Consider the following 17,567-nt stretch of genomic DNA (forward strand, 5'->3'; position numbering starts at 1 on the left):
GATATTTTGATAGGAGGGTAGTTATGAAATTTATTCCTCTGGAAAAAACATCCGCAAGGCAATTTCATCCGCAACCAAAAAGCCGAGCGGCTTGAGACGGAGGCAATTATCTTCAATCTCGATTAGCTCTTTTTGTCTCATTTCATCAATGAAGGCAGCATGAAGCTGGGCCAGTGATTTCCCACTCGATTTTTCGAATGTCTCTAAGTCCAGTCCCTTAGCTGTCCTTAGCTGAGTGAGAATCTGTTCATTCAGCCTTTGTGTTTCAGAAAGTATTTCCGTTTCAGAAAAAGACAGGCCTTCATTGATTGCTTTGATGTAGCGTGCATTGTTTCGAACATTGAATCTCCTTGATGAGCCATCAAAAGAGTGAGCCCCTGGTCCAACACCCAGGTAGGGCACACCCGCCCAGTAGGCATTGTTGTGTCGGGAGTAAAACCCCTCCTTTCCAAAATTGGAAACTTCGTATTGTATGTATCCGGAATCCTTCAAATAATCAATCGCATACAGGTACTGATTGGCCGCTTCATCTTCAGGCACCTGCACCAACTTGTCTTGCTCCTCCCACTTTCCAAAAACGGTCTTCTCTTCGATGGTGAGTCCGTACATGGAAATGTGTTCGGGCTGCAGCTCGGTGATGGATTTGATGTCTGTCTCCCAGGCGCTTTGATCATGATCAGGGATGGCGTAGATCAAGTCCAGTGAGATGTTTTTAAATCCTGCTTTTCGAACATTTTCATATGCTTTTCTCGCTTCAGTTGAGGAGTGTGCACGATTCATCCACTGAAGTTTAGTTTCGTCAAACGTCTGCATACCAATACTCAGACGGTTGATGCCTGAGGCCAGAAGCATTTTCGATTTCTCTAAAGTAAGATCTTCAGGATTTGCTTCTAGTGTAACCTCGGCCCCATCTACCACCTTGAAATTATCACTGATGGTTTGTAGTAGATGGTGAAGCTGCTGCACATTCAAAAGTGAGGGTGTGCCACCCCCGAAGTAGATTGTTTTTACAGGTTCGTTGAGGTAATCTTTTCGATTCCGAATCTCTGTGGCAATGGACTTTACCATCTCCCCCTGCGTCTTCAGGTTGGTGCTAAAGTGGAAGTCACAGTAATGACACGCCTGTCGGCAAAAAGGAATGTGGATGTAAATACCTGCCATGATTTGGAGCTAAATTGCAAAGACCGATGCAAAGAATCCTGATTCCACTGGTTTTTGTGTGTGCATTTTCTGCCAATGCCCAGATTAGCGCAGAATTGTTTGTGGATGGAAAAGCGCAAGATCGTATCGAATTCAAAGACTCGATTCAATTTGTCAGACATCTAAAAGACCTCCAGCTAAGGTGGCTTAACGACGGCTACTATTTTTCAGGGATTGATTCTTTGATAGAAAGAGGGGCCCCCACTTTTGTTTACCTGCACAAGGGTGACCGACTGAAGGTCAATCTGCCTGACTTTCGGGGGAAGAAGTTGCCTAAGTTTTTGAGTGAGCAGCTAAAAGAATTTGCGAACAATGGATACCCTTTTGCTTCCATCTATCTGGACTCAACCCGACTCTCAGACCGGATACTTACAGGGAAATTAATGATCTCTCCTGGTCCGGAAATTCGCTATGATTCTTCTTATTTTTTTGAGACTCCCAAAACCAACAGATCATACATTTTTCAATTACTTGACATTGTTCCGGGGGAGTTGTTTAGTGAAAAAGATTATCGGTTGATTGGGCAGAAAATTGAGCGATCGTCGTTTCTCAGCCTAGGCAGACCAACAGACCTGTCGTTTAAGGATAATAGAGCAAAAGTGTTTTTGGATATTCAGGAATCCACCTCTAGCTCATTTCAGGGCGTGCTGGGTCTGCAGCAGGTGCAAGCCGGAAAGACAGTAGCTGTAGGCAGTATAGATCTGGACTTGCAAAACCTCTTTCGATCCGGAAAGGAGTTCCAATTGCACTGGGAGCGATTTTCTGAAGAGTCGCAGAGTTTAAATCTGTTTTACAAACATCCCTTCTTTCTGGAGTCTAAGCTAGCGCCTTCTTTTCGCTTCGACCTACTCAAGCAAGACACTACGTTCATAACCAGAAAAACCGGCCTTGGACTGCATACTTTTATTTCGCCACGCTCAGAGCTTTTCCTTGAGTTTGAGCGAACAAATGGCTCGCTGCTATCCACGGATTTGGAAACTATTGTCAGCTCAGGCCTGGCGGACTTTACCCGAAATATTTATGGACTTCAACTTTCAAAAGGTAGAGCTTCTTCATTGGGGGTACTCAAAGAAGGGGTGGTCTGGAAAGGAGCTATATCCGCAGGAAGAAAAAATATAAATCGCAACCTCAGTTTACCCGATAGCTACTACGATACGATTCAAGCAGAGACAAACTTTTATCGTTTAGAGGCAATACTCATGTATCAAAAGAGGTTGATGAAGCGTCAGGCATTTTTCCACAGAATTGAAAGTGGGTTTTTGCAAAATGACGAATTGCTGACCAATGAGCTTTATCGCTTAGGTGGATTAAATTCAATGAGGGGTTTCAATGAGAAGTCAATTTTTGCGGAGCGATATCTGTTGAGTCGAGCGGAGTTTAGATCATTTTTTGAAAACAACAGCTTTGCATATGTCTTTTATGATCAGCTTATTTATACGAGTGGAAATATTTCAGATCAGCCTTATGGATTAGGACTGGGATTTGCACTTGCTACTTCGGCTGGTCAATTTAGTTTTGCGCTGGCTGTTGGAGATTCAGACGCGCAGGCTATTTCTTTTTCCACCATGAAGATTCACTTTGGATACGTTTCAAAATTTTAAATGAGATCAATTACCTTTTTTGTATTTCTGATTTTTGCAGGGTGCGCAGTTGCCCAGAGGGACACCATTGTGGTGACGGATTACACCAAGGTAATGATGGCCACAGATTCGGATGGTAAAATCATCCCTATTACGGCACTGGAAGGCACAGGTCAGGCCGGGTTTTTCATCAATACCCGACCTGAAGGACAAATCAGAATATGTCACTCAGATGAGCTTTTTGTCTGGGTCAATGGCAAGCTGATTGATGTTATTAATGAATGCAAATTTTACGAACCATCAGCTCTGTATGCCAATGCTGATTCTGATACGCTTTATGTTTCGTTAAGTTCCAAGAGCAGCTTGGCGGATTTGAAATGTGAGGTAGTCATTTTCGAGGAGCTTCTTGTAGTGAAGGATGAGGTGTCCGTTCCGCGAGCTGTGCGAAGCGAGTTCAAGGAATTCACCATTATTGCGTTGCTTCTTTTGTTGGGGCTCGCTGGCGTCATCACAGCCTCTTACCCATCTCGGATTTCCTACCTCGTTGGCAAAACGTTTACTTTCAAGATCAGTTCTTATGAATTTGTGAATACAAACTTCCTTAGTGGGGTGAGTATGAATTTGGTTTCATTTTACGCTCTTTCGCTTGCTTTTATTGGGCTATACTTAAACGGACTTGTAGATGTAGAATTTGTAGCTACGCCTGTCTCACTCGGTGAGTATCTATGGAAGTGGATACAATTATCTGTTCTGATTTTTATGCTAGTGATGGCCAAGTGGGTGGTGATCACTGTAGTCGCACAGCTTTTCAAATTCCGGGGGCTGAAAAATTTTCAGCTTTTTGATTATTTAAATTTTAGCCTGGTCTTTCTGATACCAGTCCTGTTGTTTTTAGTTGTAGATTTTATTCTCAATACCTCTTCAGAGACTTGGATTTCCAGCGGATTTATTGTCTTGTTCCCCATTACCCTAATCTTATTCGTGGTATGGTTCACATTAAAGTTTGTTAATAATTCTCCTCGTAAAAAACTTGTTATTATTTCCTACCTTTGTGCCACGGAAATCATCCCTGCTATTATTTTACTGGGATTTTTCTACAAATAATTATAAAAAGTAGAGACTTACATGAGTGCGACTGATGATCTTTTGGTAATGGATAAAGAGCGTTTAAAGGCAGTGAAGAGTATTTTAGTTTCTCAACCTGAACCCTCCGACCCAAACTCACCTTATCACAAATTAGCGGAAAAATACAAATTGAAAATTGACTTTCGTCAATTCATCGAAATTGATCCGGTTGATATAAAAGAGTTCAGGAAGCAAAAAGTGAACATTCTTGATCACACTGCTGTAATCTTTACCAGCCGAAATGCGGTAGATCATTTCTTTCGGCTTGCCACTGAGAGTAAGATCGAAATCCCAACGGATATGAAGTACTTCTGTATTTCAGAAACCACGGCTAATTATCTTCAGAAGTACATCGTAATTCGTAAACGAAAAATATTTACAGGAGAGCGTACCGCTTCAGATTTACTCAACGTAATCAAGAAACACAAGGGAGAGAAGTTTATTTTCCCATGTTCGAACATCCGAACCGATGATATTCCTAATTTTCTGAATGAGAATGGATTTGAATGGTCTGAAGCGACTATCTATAGAACTGTAGCGTCAGACTTGTCAGACCTTGATGATGTGACTTATGATATCATCGCATTTTTCAGTCCTTCAGGTATTGAGTCTTTGCTTCAAAACTTCCCGAAGTTTAAGCAAAACAATACCCGAATTGCAGCTTTTGGCCCTACAACATCTAAAGCCGTGAAAGAAGCTGGATTGATTTTGGATATTCAGGCTCCACTACCCAATGCTCCGTCTATGACTGGTGCTTTAGAGGTATATATTAAAGAGGCAAATAACCTTTAGGAGAAAATAAGGGTATGTAAATTGTAAGAGTTATACTTACAATATGAAAAAAGGCTCGCGGATATTTTTTGCGTTTCTATTGATCTGTCTTACTCACTTCGGGTTTGGGCAGAATGATTTCTTTTTCAATCATTACATGTTCAATCCGTCCTATTATAATCCTGCCTGGGTTGGGACAGAAGATCAAGCCTTTGCGGCGGCACATCATAGAAGCCAGTGGGCGGGCTATGATGCTAGTTTCGATCCGGAGGGAGCTCCTACTACCCAATTGCTTTCATTGGTAGTGCCAGTGAAGAGCACTTTTTCAGGAGTTGGTATTTCGATAGCCAATGATCAGGTAGGTCCGATCAACTCAATTCAGGCTCGAATTTCTATTTCAGCCAAAAAATCATTCAGCTTTGGTGATTTATCTATTGGATTAATGCCGGCAATAAACTCTCAGGCATTAAATCCCAATTATCGAGCAGTGGATAATCCAGATCCATACATACCAGATGGAAAAGAATCGCAGCTAAAACCTAACCTTCACATGGGAGTGTATTTTCAATCCAGAAAGGACTACTTCGTTGGAGTCTCTGTAGAGAATTTATTACAGCCATCTTTTGATTTTGGAACGCAAGCCAGAAACGAAATCCCAATGAATTACATATTAATGGGAGGAACCTCACTAGGAATTATGAGGGAGTTGGTTCTTAATCCTACAGTCATGGTGCGTTCAGATCTCAACACCTATACGTATGATGTTAGTGCGATAGCTGTTTATCAGGAGCGAATGTGGGGAGGACTTGCATTCCGCAGAGCAGAGTCATTGAGTCTATTATTAGGATATTCTTTTCTAGAGGACAATAAGTTAAAGGCTGGTTATTCGTTTGACTATGTGGTGAAGGATAAAAATGCTAAGCAACCAACCTCTCACGAGGTGTATATTCGCTATGATTTACCTGATTTGGTGTTCGGTGGACGGAAGGCAGTTAAAACTCCGAGGTTCACATTTTAGTCAGGTGGAAAAAAGCCTTCATCCAAATTTGAAAGCAAAACTTGTCCTAAATCGATTTATGATTATATATTTAGGCAGAATATCGTGCAATAATTCTTGTTAAAGTTTGTTTATTTTACATACTTGCATGTTCAATAAAGGTGTTATGAATAAAATGCGTGTTTTTACAATCTCAAATTGTATTGTCCTTTGCTGCGCCATAATTCTTTCAGGTTGTGGTCTTTTTGGCGGAGATCAAGGTGACAGAGGAGAGCTAATTGGAGCTCCAGACAGACAAGGGTGGGAAATGACCAGACCATTTGGTATGGTGTCAGTTCCATCTGGTACGTTCCATATGGGGCAGGCGGACGAAGATGTAGCCGCTACTCAGATAAATTTTAATAAACAGGTAACCATTGGTGCATTCTTTATGGATGATACTGAAATCACAAACAATGAGTACCGACAGTTTACACAAAATCTGCAGGAAAGTTCTGAAATTGATTTACCAACTGGATATTCAATTGCTGATTTAATGCCAGATACTACAGTATGGACAAGAGACTATACTCACCACATGGGAGATCCATTGGTGGTTTACTATTGGTCTCACCCAGCATTCGATGATTACCCGGTAGTGGGCGTTGATTGGAATGCTGCAAAATACTTTAGTGAGTGGAGAACGAATTATTTAAATGATTACAGAAGAAGCGTTGGCCTTCCTGTTATGCCAAACTTCAGACTTCCGTCTGAAGCAGAGTGGGAGTATGCTTCAAGAGGCGGTAGAGATATGGCAAAGTACCCTTGGGGTAACCCTTATATAAGGAATGCTAAAGGTTGTTTGCTGGCAAACTTCAAGCCTGGCAGAGGTAACTACTTTGATGATGGCTATGCCTACACATCACCGATTGGAACCTACTTTGCTAATGAGTATGGTCTATACGATATGGCTGGAAATGTAGCCGAATGGTGTGAAGATGCGTATAACCAATCAGCCATGCCACTAACTTGGGATTTGAACCCAACTTATTTTGATGAAAATATTCCATTTAAAGTGATCAGAGGTGGATCATGGAAGGATATTGCTTACTACCTTGAAACAGGTACTCGAGCTTTTGAACACCAGGATACTACCAGAGCTTCAATTGGGTTTAGATGTGCTATGACATACCTAGGAAGATCATCAGGATACGAATTTTAATAAAAACAATAAACGAATAAATTACTAACCTAAATATTATTACAATGAGCAAAAAAGGCGGATTTCAGGAGCTACTCTATTCCACTATAATGCCAAAAATCTATGGAATAGGTGCTGCAGTTGTTATCGTGGGAGCGATGTTTAAAATTCTTCACATGCCTGGTGCAGCCCTAATGCTTGGGGTTGGTCTCACCACTGAGGCTGTTATTTTCTTTTTGAGTGCTTTCGAACCAAAGCATGCTGAGCCAGATTGGGCAAAGGTTTATCCAGAGTTAGCTGACGACTATGATGGTCCTGCAGCGGCTCCTCGTAAAGCAGTTCCTCAGGCCACAGGTGCTGCAGCACAGATGGATAAAATGCTTGCCGAGGCAAAAGTTGGCCCTGAGTTGATCAAAAGCTTGGGTGAAGGCATGAGAAACATGGCTGAGTCAGCTAAGAAAATGTCAAACCTTAGCGATGCAGCAGTAGCAACTAACGAGTATGCTGGCAATGTAAAATCTGCTTCTAAATCGCTTGCTGAAATGAACAAATCTTACGCTCAGGCTATGGAGGCTATGTCCGGTATGGCTGATGCAACAAAAGATACCAAAGAATATCATAGCCAGGTTCAGAATGTAACTAAGAGTCTTGGTGCTCTTAATGCAGTTTATGAAATGGAATTAAAAGATGCTCAGAGCCACACTAAGGCGTTGAACAAATTTTACTCAAATATTAGTGGAGCGCTTGAGAGCATGGCTGAAGCAGGTAAGGAAACTTCTGCTTTCCAGGCTGAGCTTAATAAGCTAACATCGAACATTTCTGCTCTTAATAAAGTATACGGTAATATGCTTACCGCAATGAGAGGTAATCAATAATAACCCTTAAAACGATTTAATTATGGCAGGAGGAAAAGAAACCCCACGGCAGAAAATGATCGGCATGATGTATTTGGTGCTGACAGCATTATTAGCACTAAACGTTAGTTCCACAGTTCTAGACAAATTCGCCTTTATCAATGAGAGTTTGGAGCGAGCGAATGCTGAGACATCTGAGCGTAATGCTCGGACTATTTCTGGTATGAAGTCTGCCGCAAAAGATAAGGGAAACAGAGCTGACGATTTGAAAGTTGTTGCTGACGCGGAGGCATTACGCGCAGAAACAACCAAAATCATGGCTGAAATGGAGGAGTACAAAGAAAAATTTGTAGAAATCACTGGAGGCTATATGGAAGGCCACAAAGGAGACAGACGATTCATCAATGGAAAGACTGACTATGATAAGGTTGGTAACTACATGATGCCTGTGGAAGAAGGTGGTGAAGGAAATGGTGCTGCTATGAAGCAAAAACTTAATGGATATGCTGAATATATTCAAGAATTGCTTAAAAAGAATGGAGCAGATGAATCTAAGTTGAAACTATACCACAAGATTGCTTTGGATGCTGAGGAAGATCCTATCTACAGCAAGGATGAGAATCAAAAAGGTAAGAAGTGGTCTCAGTTGGCTTTTGAAAATTCACCAACTCACGCTGGTCTTGCTACGGTGAGTGAGTTTCAGGCTAATGTGCTTGCGTTTGAGACTTCAGCGCTGGATTTCCTTGTGAAAAGAGTTGGTCTTAAAGACATCACTTTCGATCAGATCAAGCCGGTTGTAATGCCGGAATCTCAATATGTAGCAGCTGGTACTAAGTACAAAGCAGATATGTTTATTGCTGCTTCTGCATCAGGTCTTAATGATAAATTGATCATGACTTACAATGGAGAAGAAGCACCAGTTGTTGGAGGCGTTGGTAAAGTTGAATTTACAGCAACCCCTGGCAATTACGATAAAAATGGAAATGCCAAGAAGCAGATCATTGCATCAATCACCGTTCCTCAGGGAGGTGGTACTGATACTACGTTCACAGATACTATTGATTATTATGTTGTACGTCCGGTTATTCAGATTCAATCTCAGTCTGTAAATGCACTTTACTACAACTGTGGTAACGCGCTAGACGTGCAAGTTCCTGCATTGGGAACTTCTTACAATCCATCATTCACTGCTAAGGGCGGTGATGCAATCAAAGGCTCACAAACGGGGCAGGTTACAGTTGTTCCAAAAGCAAACAAAGTTACATTAACGGTTTCTTCAAATGGCAATGTAATTGGATCAAGAGAGTTTGGCGTAAGAGGTATTCCTGCACCGGATATTAAGGTTTTCACAAGTGCTGGGGAGGTAAATCAGAAAGAAGGAATTCCTGCAAGAACTCCTGAGCTTTTCTTGAGAGCCATACCTGATGAGAGTTTTGCTCAGTTCCTACCTAATGATGCGAAATTCAGAGTTGCCGAAGCAGAAATCACGTTGGTTAGTGGTGGTTTGGGCCGTGGCTCTATAAGAGCTGGTGAGCAAATTAACCTGCGAGGAATGTCTGGTAGAAAGGGAGATCAGTTAGTGATTGAAATCAAAAAAGTACAAAGACAAAACTTTAGAAAGCAAGTGGAAGATTTTCAAAAATTCCAGCGCTTTATCAACATATCGTTGAAATAAACTTGTCAGTTAAAACAGTGTTATGAAAAAATTAGGTTATGTAATCGTGTTTAGTCTCTCGCTTTCCTTTGGTTATGCACAGGAAGAGCTTGCACCTTTGGTGAAACCGGAGGTCGAGGAGTCTCAGGTGATGTTTAAGAAGACTGTCTGGAGACGCATGGACATGAAAGAAAAGCAAAATTTGCCTTTCTTTTCATTGAATGGTGAGGTGTCTCGATTGTTGATTGAAGCTGTGGATGAAGGATTACTTACCCCATATCGATCAGATTCTTGTATCAACTTTATGCCTGACATCATTTTTGTGTCGAACATTTCAGTAGAGAGAGAGCAAAATCCTTTCGTAGGTGGAGGCTTTAACTCTGGAGGGTTCGATTCTTTCGGGGATGACTCGAGTGCTGATGCTGCTGATACACAAACTGAGGAAGCAAGACAAGAAGCAATTCCCCCGGATTTGTTTTCAGTACTTTATTTGAAGGAAGATGTGATTTTCGATCGAAACCGATCAAGAATGTACAATTACATCCGTACAATTAGTATCGCTTTACCAAGATCAGCTGGATCATTGTACAATCCTGCAGGTTTTGAGAAGACAGTTGCACATTTCAGATATGATGATGTAGTAGACCTTTTCAGAGGACCATATGCTGATAAGGCACTGTATTTTAATAACCATAATCCAGGTAAGCATATGAACATGAGTGATGCGTTCGAACTAAGATTGTTTAACGCACCAATCATTAAGGTGTCAAATGCTAAAAATCTGGATATTAGACAAATATATGCCGATGATATGGCAAGAGACCCTATGAGTGTGATTGTAATCCAGCAGAAGTATGAGTATGACTTGATGGAGTACGAATCAGAGCTCTGGGAATATTAATGTGATATGAACCTAACCCTAATCCACCGTAAGATGAATATTAGAAATTTACTTTCCTCAATTCTGATTATCTGTTGTTTTTTAGTTTCTGCTCAAGAATATGGAGAGTTTACAGATTCCCGTGATGGGAAAACGTATAAGACTGTTACCATTGACATAATGCTTGAAGGAGGAGTGACAATCAAGAGAACCTGGATGGCAGAGAATTTGGCTTATGAGGTTCCTGACTCATTTTGCTACAAGAATGAGTCAGCATATTGTGAGGCGTTTGGAAGACTTTATACATTCAAGGCGGCAGTGGAGGCTTGCCCGGATGGATGGCATGTGCCAACCATCGGTGAGTGGAAACTTCTATTTGGTACATTTGGAGGCATTCATGATGCTGGTATTGCGTTGCAGAAAGGTGGAGAAAGTGGTATTGATTTAGCTTTGGGTGGATTCGGAGATCCGGGTAGAGTATTTAAAAATATCGGAATCAGTGGAAACTATTGGGATGCCGAAAAGAAATCAGACAATACCTCCGGACTTATCTCAGTTCAAAAAGGTTCTAAAGAGATTTATCATAGCGTGATCGGTGACTGGCATAGAAACAGTTGTAGATGCGTAAAGGATAGTGAATAAGAAGTATCACTGAAGAAAAAAAGGAGATCTTACAGGTCTCCTTTTTTTATGGCTTCAAAAATCATTTTCGACTTGGAGGGACCAATTAGATCTGATAGATCTTTTTCAGAACTCTGCTTTAATCGGTTGACACTGCCAAACTCTTTCATCAACTTCTCTCTTGTGTTTTTCCCAATCCCTTTGATTGCATCCAATCCTGATTGAATTGATGCCTTGCTTCTTTTTTGACGATGGAAGGTAATAGCAAACCTGTGTGCCTCATCTCTGAGCTGCTGTATCAGCTTTAGCGATGTAGATTTCTTGCTTATATAAATGGGAATGTTGTCTTCCGGAAAGTATATTTCTTCAAGCTTCTTTGCTATGCCGATAACGGGGATTTGACCATAGATATCCAGTTCTTTTAGTGCCTCACATGCAGCATTCAATTGTCCCTTGCCACCATCGATGACAATGAGATTAGGGAAAGGCATGCCCTCTCTTTTCAAGTGCGAGTATCTTCTCCCAACAATTTCTTTCATGGAGGCAAAGTCATCAGGACCGACTACCGTCTTAATCTTAAACTTTCGATAGTTTGATTTTGATGGTTTGCCATTTTTGAAACATACCATTGAAGCCACAGGGTTTGTTCCCTGAATATTCGAGTTGTCGAAACACTCAATGTGGATCGGTAAATCCGGGAGTTTTAGATCTTGCTGAAGTGTTTGGAGCAGGCCTTCGTTGGGTTGTGTACTCTTTTTAGAAAGTCTCTCTTTCTTATAGAAAAGCGCATTTTTGAAGGAAAGGTCAACCAGGTGTTTTTTGTCACCGATTTTAGGTACCGTGATTTCAACATCCTCCCAAGGCTCTACAGGAGTATTCGTGAGTATTGTTGGATTAGTGCTGTTATATTTTTTTCTAAGATCGAAAATTGAAAAGCGAAACACTTCTTCGTTTTCTTCTTCAATTTTCTTCTTGACTTCTATTGTTTCTGAGTTTACAATGGCACCATTTTCTATTCTCATATAGTTAATGAAAAGTGATTTTTCATTTTCTGTGGTGGTCATAGAAAATACATCTGTGCTCGTAATTTTCTGATTTACAATCAGAGATCTGGATTGGAACTGTTCAAGTCGCTCCAGTTTATCTTTATAAGTTTGAGCTAGTTCAAATTTTAGATCGGAAGCTGCATTTTGCATTTTCTCTTTATATGATTTACCAACAATGCTCAACTTCCCCTTTAATATTTTCTTGGCTTCATCAATGTCTTTAAGGTAGTCTTCCTCTGATTGTAATCCTTCGCACGGGCCAAGACAGTTTCCAATGTGATATTCCAAGCAAACTTTGTACTTCTTCTTTTTTACGTTTTCCTCGGACAGATTGTATTTACAAGTTCGTATTTTATGGAGTTTGCGAATGAGATCTAGCACCCCATTCATTGCTTTCACACTTGTATATGGACCAAAATACTCACCTTTCGTATGGTCAATTCGCCTGGTAGAATAAATGCGTGGAAATCGCTCGTTGGTGATGCAAATGCTCGGAAAACTTTTGTCATCCTTTAGGAGGATGTTGTATCTGGGCTGATGCTCTTTAATGAGATTGTTCTCTAGTAAAAGTGCATCAAACTCAGACGAGACGATAATAAATTCTATCGATCGGATCTCTGATACAAGACGGTACGTTTTTCGATTGTCGAGGTTAGCCTTGGTAAAATAGCTTGCTACTCTTTTCTTTAAAATTTTCGCCTTACCTACATAAATGATTGTTTCTTCACTATCTAAAAACTTATAGATCCCGGGTTTTTCAGGAAGTCTTAAGTAGTCCTCTCTAGAATACCGTTGAAATTGCATTACATGAAATCGTCTTCATCAACTACATCGTAATCAACAGTGTCAGACGGATTTATGTTCTCGTCATAGAGCTCGCAATCAATGACAGTTCTTAATGGTTTAGTTGGTTTTTCGAAGTAGCCTTTTTCATATCCAAGTGTCTTATCCGCATAGACCTTCATCATGTATCTTTCCCAGATAGGCATGGCTGTTCGACCTCCTTGTCCCATGGCCCAATATCTGAATCGGATGCTGCGATCATCTCCACCAACCCATGCACCGGAAACTAAGTCTTTGGTTACCCCAATGAACCAACCGTCAGAGGCATTTTGAGTGGTTCCAGTTTTGGCTCCTAACTCATTATCAATTTTTAAACTTGGATCAAGTCCACGACCAGTACCCATTTCTACCACTCCCTTCAACATATGAAGCATTAGGTAAGAGGTTTCCTCATTGATTGCTTCTTGTTCGTCCGGCACAAATTGCTGAATGACATTTCCATTTTTGTCTTCAATTCTTGAAATGAAAAATGGCTCTATGAAAGTTCCTTTATTTACAAAGGTGGAATAGGCACCCACCATTTCATAAATGGAAACGTCTCCTCCGGCTCCAAGACATAGGGAGGGAACTGCATCTAAATGACTCTTCACCCCAAGCCTTTTAGCATAATCAACAACAGTCGATGGGCCAATTCGATTCATCATAAACGCTGTGATGCTATTTACCGATTGAGCCATAGCCTGTCTAAGTGTCATTATTTCTCCAGAAAACTTTCCGTTAGAATTTTGAGGTACCCAGGTGGGTGGGTCTTGACCTGGCAAACTAAATGAAACCGGAGCGTCAACGGCTGTTTGACACGGCGACCATCCATTATCAAGCGCGGCGGTGTAAACAATCGGTTTAAATGTAGAGCCTGGTTGCCTTTTGCTCTGCTGGACATGATCAAATTTGAAATACTTGTGATTGATTCCTCCTACCCACGCTTTGATGTATCCTGTTCTTGGATCCATTGACATAAAACCGGCCTGAAGAAACCGCTTGTAATAATTCAGCGAATCATAGGAGCTGAAAAGGGTGTCAATTTCTCCTTGCCAGGAAAAGACAGTCATTTTCTTTTTCTTATTGAGGTAATATTCGATTGAGTCTTTTTGTGCTCCAAACCTCGATCTTAGATTCTTGTAAGCATCTGTACGCTTCATTGCCATATCCAAAAACTCAGGAATTTCATTATTATCGTTATCAATCCATGGGTTTTCTCCTTTCCAATGTTCATCAAAAATCTGCTGTAGCGTATCCATACTTTCAGCCACCGCTTCTTCCGCATATTGCTGCATTCGACTATCTATGGTTGTATAGATTTTGAGACCATCATCAAAAAGGTCGTATCCATTCTCTATCGCCCAGTTTACTAGATAGTTTCTTGCTACTGTCCTGAAATAGGTCGCAAGGCCTTCATTTTGATTTTCTACTTTATAGTTGAGCTGGATGGAATCACGATTGAGGGTATCAAAGCGAATACGATCAATCAGGCCATATTTGTGCAGGTTCCAAAGTACTTCCGTTCTCTTTCTATGCGCATTGTCAGGATTCAATACTGGACTCCAGCGAGTGGGCGCATTTATGGCTCCAACCAATACAGCTGATTCTGAATAATTGAGTTGAGATGGGAGTTTGTTAAAGAACGTACTCGCAGCGACTTTAATACCGTATGAGTTGCTTCCAAACTCGACAGTATTGAGGTACATGGCCAGGATTTCCTCCTTCGTGTATGATTTCTCAAGCTGTACGGCAATGATCCATTCTTTTATCTTGGTAATGATTTGGCCAAGAGCTCTTGACTTATAAAGTGTACCCTGCTCTGCACTGTTTGTTTTAAACAAATTTTCTGCCAGCTGCATAGTGAGCGTACTTCCGCCACCTTGAAAGGAGAAGGTCATTTTCCCAACGATGGCCCTAACCAAACCTTTGAGGTCAATTCCTGAATGATTCTTGAATCGGACATCCTCTGTAACCAAAAGCGTGTTTACTAACTCAGGGGAAAGTTCATCGTAAGTAACTGGTGTTCTGTTTTTTCGAAAATATTTTCCTAGTGAGACACCATCAGCACTAATAAGCTCAGACGACAAATCAGGATCAGGACGCTCAAGTGCCTGAAGGCTGGGTAGTCCGCCAAACCATCCGAACGCATCATTTTTTACCATCATGAAGATGCTTGGAACGCCGATCACTCCGAGGATAAACAAGATCCATAAGGTTCTTAGTGAGTATTTAATAAGCTTTTGCTTCATTGATAATGTTTTTCAAAAAATGTGAGATACGCAGACACATCCTTGGTTCTGTAGAATATGTCAAAGTTATCTTCAGTTATCACAAAAGTGTCAAATTTTTGACCCTTAAAAGTATCTTTCAAGTTGGCTTCCTCATTGAAGGTTTTCAGAAAGCTGGTGGCAGTGCCCTTCCCGGGAAAGATGTTGATCAACAACATCGATTTATCATCGCTTAAAATTAGGTTGCCCGTTTTTAGATTCGTGAGATTCTTGGATTTCAAATATGCATCGACCAACGATGGTAGCTTGTCTGTCATGTCAGATTTAATGTCGTAGGCGATCACGAACAAATGCTTTTGGTTGAAGTCTTCTATGAATTTGGCTTTAGCGCTATTGTATCTTTTTTGCTGGAAATCTTCTGATGCTTTTAGTAGTGAGTTTGCATATGGATTAAGCTCGCTATCAGGATATTTTTTTATGAACTCGCCAAGCTCAAACTGATATTTATGGTTCTCCTCTGTTTTTCCAACTGTGAGTGCCCTTAATAGCGCTAGGTTGTCACTAAACTCATTGTCAGGATGCTGGTGCAATGCGCTATCTGATGAAAACAACACTTCATTGTAGGAGCCTTCTTTGTACTTTCCATATAGCTTCTTGTATAGCTTCTTAAGCTGCTCACTTATTGCAAAACTCTCCTCACGATAGTTTGGGTTGTCGACAAGCTTCGCATAGATAGTTTCAGGATACTTTCTTTTGAGCAGCTCTCCCTTTTCTTTCGACTTTTCAGGGTTCAGCTCTTTGTAAAGTAGGTATAGTTGGTAAAGAACCTCCGGTTCGTATTCTGTTGTAGGAAAGCGACTAAGTAAATCTTCAAATGATTGAGCAGCATTGGCATCTTCTTCGAGTCGCAGGCTGTATATATTTCCTAAAGTATAGAGCGCATCTTCAATAGCATCAAGCAGGGAAGCTTTGGCTTCTTCTGTATAAGGGATTGAGCTCATCATTTTTTGAGCTTCTTCTTCAGCAGGTGATTCCACCTCTTCTTCACCAGTAGCTTCTGAAACATTATTGGAAACCAACGTTTCCTCATTGGAGCTACTTACCACTGCTTTATTTTTCCTTCTCCAGTCGTCTTCAAGCGGCCGATCTCCCCATTTTCGAATAAAATCACTCCTTCCTTTTCCGAGAGCATTAGAGTTATTGAAATACCAAACAGAGCCCGCAGATGCGGTAGTGATTAAATTATCTCCGCTACTTTGTGTGATGTTCCTGGCTCTATTGATAGCTGCCTGCTTTTCTTTTTTCTTTCTTTCCTTTTCTACCGCGCGTTCACTTTCAATTTGAGCTGTTAGCATTGAAAGTACCGAATCTTTAGGTAAAGTGGATAGATGGAGGAGACTGTCATTTTCCTGAATTGTTACTATCTGCTTTACAAAATCAACCAGAATTTCTTGCCGTACTTTGATGGCTTCAAAGTTTTCTTCGTCTTTTGGCATGGAGCTCACTGTGCTGTCATAATAGCTTTTTGCAAGCACGAAGTTTTTCAGGGTGTCATAATAAATTTTCCCAAGACTCAGGTATGAATAGGCTTTTTGTCTGTTGTTGTTTTTACTGGTCCTCACAGATTGTTTGTAGTTTACAATGGCCTCATCTATGTTGCCATTCTTCAATTCAAAACCTGCAAGCTCAAAATAAATTTTGTCTTGATATTCTTTGTTTTTTGGATCTCGAAGCAAGTTCTTAAAGTAACGCTGAATCTTTTTTAAGTCGTTTTCTTTGGCCAGCTCAGTCACTTGCGCCATGTAGAGTTTAGCGTAAAACTCTAGCTCGTAGGTTGGACTGTTTTTTAATACATTTCTATAATACCTGAAGGCTTCACCCTCAAATTCGAGCTCATGATATACCTGACCTATAATGAAATTGATCCTAGCTTTATCAGATGAATTCAGCAATTCTTCTGCCTTAACTAAAGCCCCAACCATTTTGCTTTTATCTCCCTTCTTCTGGTATAGATATGCCGTGTTTAAGTGAAGTCTTCGTAGATTATCCTTGTTAAGTTTTTCCTTAGCCAGATAATCTGTAACTGCTATTGCATTTTTATATTCTCCAAATTCAGTAAAACTTCTTATCAAATTCGTTAACGCCTGGTGCCTGGCATCATCATCCTCACTGTGTGTGTTTACATACTTAAAGGTTTCGATTGCATCCGGAAACTCCATTGCGTAATATCTGGCTTTACCCACCAAAATATAGCTATCATCCTCCCACTTGCTATTCGGATGCCGCTGTATGGCTATCGATGCTTTTTGAATACAATCTTCAATTTGGGTTTTGAAAGAAGCTGACTTTACTGAATCAAATTGAGCATAGATAGGAAGCACTTTGTTGTAGTTCCATTCCTGACTCTCGAAAATTGATTTTTCAATTTCATTGATTCGCTCATTTGCGATGAAATATGCATTGTAATGAGCAGTGAGATCGTGGAAAGAGTTGCTCATGGGATTGTTTTTGTATGGTGAGCACCCAATCACAAAAGCAATAAAACAAATGGAGATAAGTTTCTTCAAAATGGGTTTAGACTGATTCAATAAATAACGATCTCAAATTCA

Annotated in this window: 13 protein-coding genes; 9 read left to right on the forward strand and 4 right to left on the reverse strand. The window is 40.6% G+C overall.

Annotated features, from left to right (window positions below):
• Positions 1–30: 30 nt before the first annotated feature.
• Positions 31–1,161 (reverse strand): radical SAM family heme chaperone HemW, encoded by a 1,131-nt coding sequence (gene hemW / locus ACEQZT_RS07835; RefSeq protein WP_370088876.1) that lies wholly within the window; start codon positions 1,159–1,161, stop codon positions 31–33.
• A gap of 26 nt (positions 1,162–1,187) precedes the next feature.
• Here hemW and ACEQZT_RS07840 point away from each other — a divergent pair, with 26 nt between their 5' ends.
• The 9 genes from ACEQZT_RS07840 (at position 1,188) to ACEQZT_RS07880 (ending at position 10,883) form a co-directional block, all read left to right on the forward strand.
• The gene (locus tag ACEQZT_RS07840) at positions 1,188–2,801 is read left to right on the forward strand and encodes a hypothetical protein (RefSeq protein WP_370088877.1); all 1,614 of its coding nucleotides are present in this window, start codon (positions 1,188–1,190) and stop codon (positions 2,799–2,801) included.
• Complete coding sequence (locus tag ACEQZT_RS07845; RefSeq protein WP_370088878.1) at positions 2,802–3,884, forward strand: DUF4271 domain-containing protein; 1,083 nt, start codon at positions 2,802–2,804, stop codon at positions 3,882–3,884.
• Between the two features lie 21 nt (positions 3,885–3,905).
• Positions 3,906–4,697 carry a uroporphyrinogen-III synthase gene (locus tag ACEQZT_RS07850; RefSeq protein ID WP_370088879.1) on the forward strand — a complete coding sequence of 264 codons (792 nt, stop codon included), beginning with the start codon at positions 3,906–3,908 and terminating at the stop codon, positions 4,695–4,697.
• A 43-nt stretch (positions 4,698–4,740) separates the two neighbouring features.
• Positions 4,741–5,694: a PorP/SprF family type IX secretion system membrane protein gene (locus tag ACEQZT_RS07855; protein ID WP_370088880.1), complete on the forward strand. Its 954-nt coding sequence runs from the start codon at positions 4,741–4,743 to the stop codon at positions 5,692–5,694.
• A gap of 145 nt (positions 5,695–5,839) precedes the next feature.
• The gene (locus ACEQZT_RS07860; RefSeq protein WP_370088881.1) at positions 5,840–6,874 is read left to right on the forward strand and encodes an SUMF1/EgtB/PvdO family nonheme iron enzyme; all 1,035 of its coding nucleotides are present in this window, start codon (positions 5,840–5,842) and stop codon (positions 6,872–6,874) included.
• A 44-nt stretch (positions 6,875–6,918) separates the two neighbouring features.
• Positions 6,919–7,728 carry a gliding motility protein GldL gene (gene gldL / locus ACEQZT_RS07865; protein ID WP_370088882.1) on the forward strand — a complete coding sequence of 270 codons (810 nt, stop codon included), beginning with the start codon at positions 6,919–6,921 and terminating at the stop codon, positions 7,726–7,728.
• 22 nt (positions 7,729–7,750) lie between these two features.
• Entirely contained in the window at positions 7,751–9,382 is a 1,632-nt protein-coding gene (gene gldM, locus ACEQZT_RS07870; RefSeq protein ID WP_370088883.1) for a gliding motility protein GldM, read from the forward strand.
• Positions 9,383–9,404: 22 nt separating this feature from the next.
• A complete protein-coding gene (gene gldN / locus ACEQZT_RS07875; RefSeq protein ID WP_370088884.1) occupies positions 9,405–10,262 on the forward strand; it encodes a gliding motility protein GldN in 858 nt (285 codons plus the stop codon).
• Positions 10,263–10,295: 33 nt separating this feature from the next.
• Entirely contained in the window at positions 10,296–10,883 is a 588-nt protein-coding gene (locus ACEQZT_RS07880) for an FISUMP domain-containing protein (protein ID WP_370088885.1), read from the forward strand.
• A 29-nt stretch (positions 10,884–10,912) separates the two neighbouring features.
• Here ACEQZT_RS07880 and uvrC read toward each other — a convergent pair whose 3' ends face one another.
• Genes uvrC through ACEQZT_RS07895 form a run of 3 tightly spaced genes read right to left on the reverse strand, consistent with a single transcriptional unit; the run spans position 10,913 to position 17,456 of the window.
• Complete coding sequence (gene uvrC, locus ACEQZT_RS07885) at positions 10,913–12,712, reverse strand: excinuclease ABC subunit UvrC (protein ID WP_370088886.1); 1,800 nt, start codon at positions 12,710–12,712, stop codon at positions 10,913–10,915.
• Positions 12,712–14,979, reverse strand: coding sequence for a penicillin-binding protein 1A (locus tag ACEQZT_RS07890; RefSeq protein WP_370088887.1), 2,268 nt, complete (start codon positions 14,977–14,979; stop codon positions 12,712–12,714). The genes uvrC and ACEQZT_RS07890 overlap by 1 nt, the downstream gene beginning before the upstream one ends.
• Positions 14,976–17,456 (reverse strand): methyltransferase, encoded by a 2,481-nt coding sequence (locus tag ACEQZT_RS07895; protein WP_370088888.1) that lies wholly within the window; start codon positions 17,454–17,456, stop codon positions 14,976–14,978. Before ACEQZT_RS07895 ends, ACEQZT_RS07890 begins: the two co-directional genes overlap by 4 nt.
• Between the last annotated feature and the right edge of the window lie 111 nt (positions 17,457–17,567).

The sequence above is a fragment of the Ekhidna sp. genome, from assembly GCF_964218185.1.
GTDB lineage: Bacteria > Bacteroidota > Bacteroidia > Cytophagales > Cyclobacteriaceae > Ekhidna.

What these genes read in the sequence shown, in the direction of transcription:
- hemW (WP_370088876.1), bottom strand. Translation starts at nt 1,161, where the DNA reads ATGGCAGGTATTTACATCCACATTCCTTTTTGCCGACAGGCGTGTCAT.
- ACEQZT_RS07840 (WP_370088877.1), top strand. Translation starts at nt 1,188, where the DNA reads ATGCAAAGAATCCTGATTCCACTGGTTTTTGTGTGTGCATTTTCTGCC.
- ACEQZT_RS07845 (WP_370088878.1), top strand. Translation starts at nt 2,802, where the DNA reads ATGAGATCAATTACCTTTTTTGTATTTCTGATTTTTGCAGGGTGCGCA.
- ACEQZT_RS07850 (WP_370088879.1), top strand. Translation starts at nt 3,906, where the DNA reads ATGAGTGCGACTGATGATCTTTTGGTAATGGATAAAGAGCGTTTAAAG.
- ACEQZT_RS07855 (WP_370088880.1), top strand. Translation starts at nt 4,741, where the DNA reads ATGAAAAAAGGCTCGCGGATATTTTTTGCGTTTCTATTGATCTGTCTT.
- ACEQZT_RS07860 (WP_370088881.1), top strand. Translation starts at nt 5,840, where the DNA reads ATGAATAAAATGCGTGTTTTTACAATCTCAAATTGTATTGTCCTTTGC.
- gldL (WP_370088882.1), top strand. Translation starts at nt 6,919, where the DNA reads ATGAGCAAAAAAGGCGGATTTCAGGAGCTACTCTATTCCACTATAATG.
- gldM (WP_370088883.1), top strand. Translation starts at nt 7,751, where the DNA reads ATGGCAGGAGGAAAAGAAACCCCACGGCAGAAAATGATCGGCATGATG.
- gldN (WP_370088884.1), top strand. Translation starts at nt 9,405, where the DNA reads ATGAAAAAATTAGGTTATGTAATCGTGTTTAGTCTCTCGCTTTCCTTT.
- ACEQZT_RS07880 (WP_370088885.1), top strand. Translation starts at nt 10,296, where the DNA reads ATGAATATTAGAAATTTACTTTCCTCAATTCTGATTATCTGTTGTTTT.
- uvrC (WP_370088886.1), bottom strand. Translation starts at nt 12,712, where the DNA reads ATGCAATTTCAACGGTATTCTAGAGAGGACTACTTAAGACTTCCTGAA.
- ACEQZT_RS07890 (WP_370088887.1), bottom strand. Translation starts at nt 14,979, where the DNA reads ATGAAGCAAAAGCTTATTAAATACTCACTAAGAACCTTATGGATCTTG.
- ACEQZT_RS07895 (WP_370088888.1), bottom strand. Translation starts at nt 17,456, where the DNA reads ATGAGCAACTCTTTCCACGATCTCACTGCTCATTACAATGCATATTTC.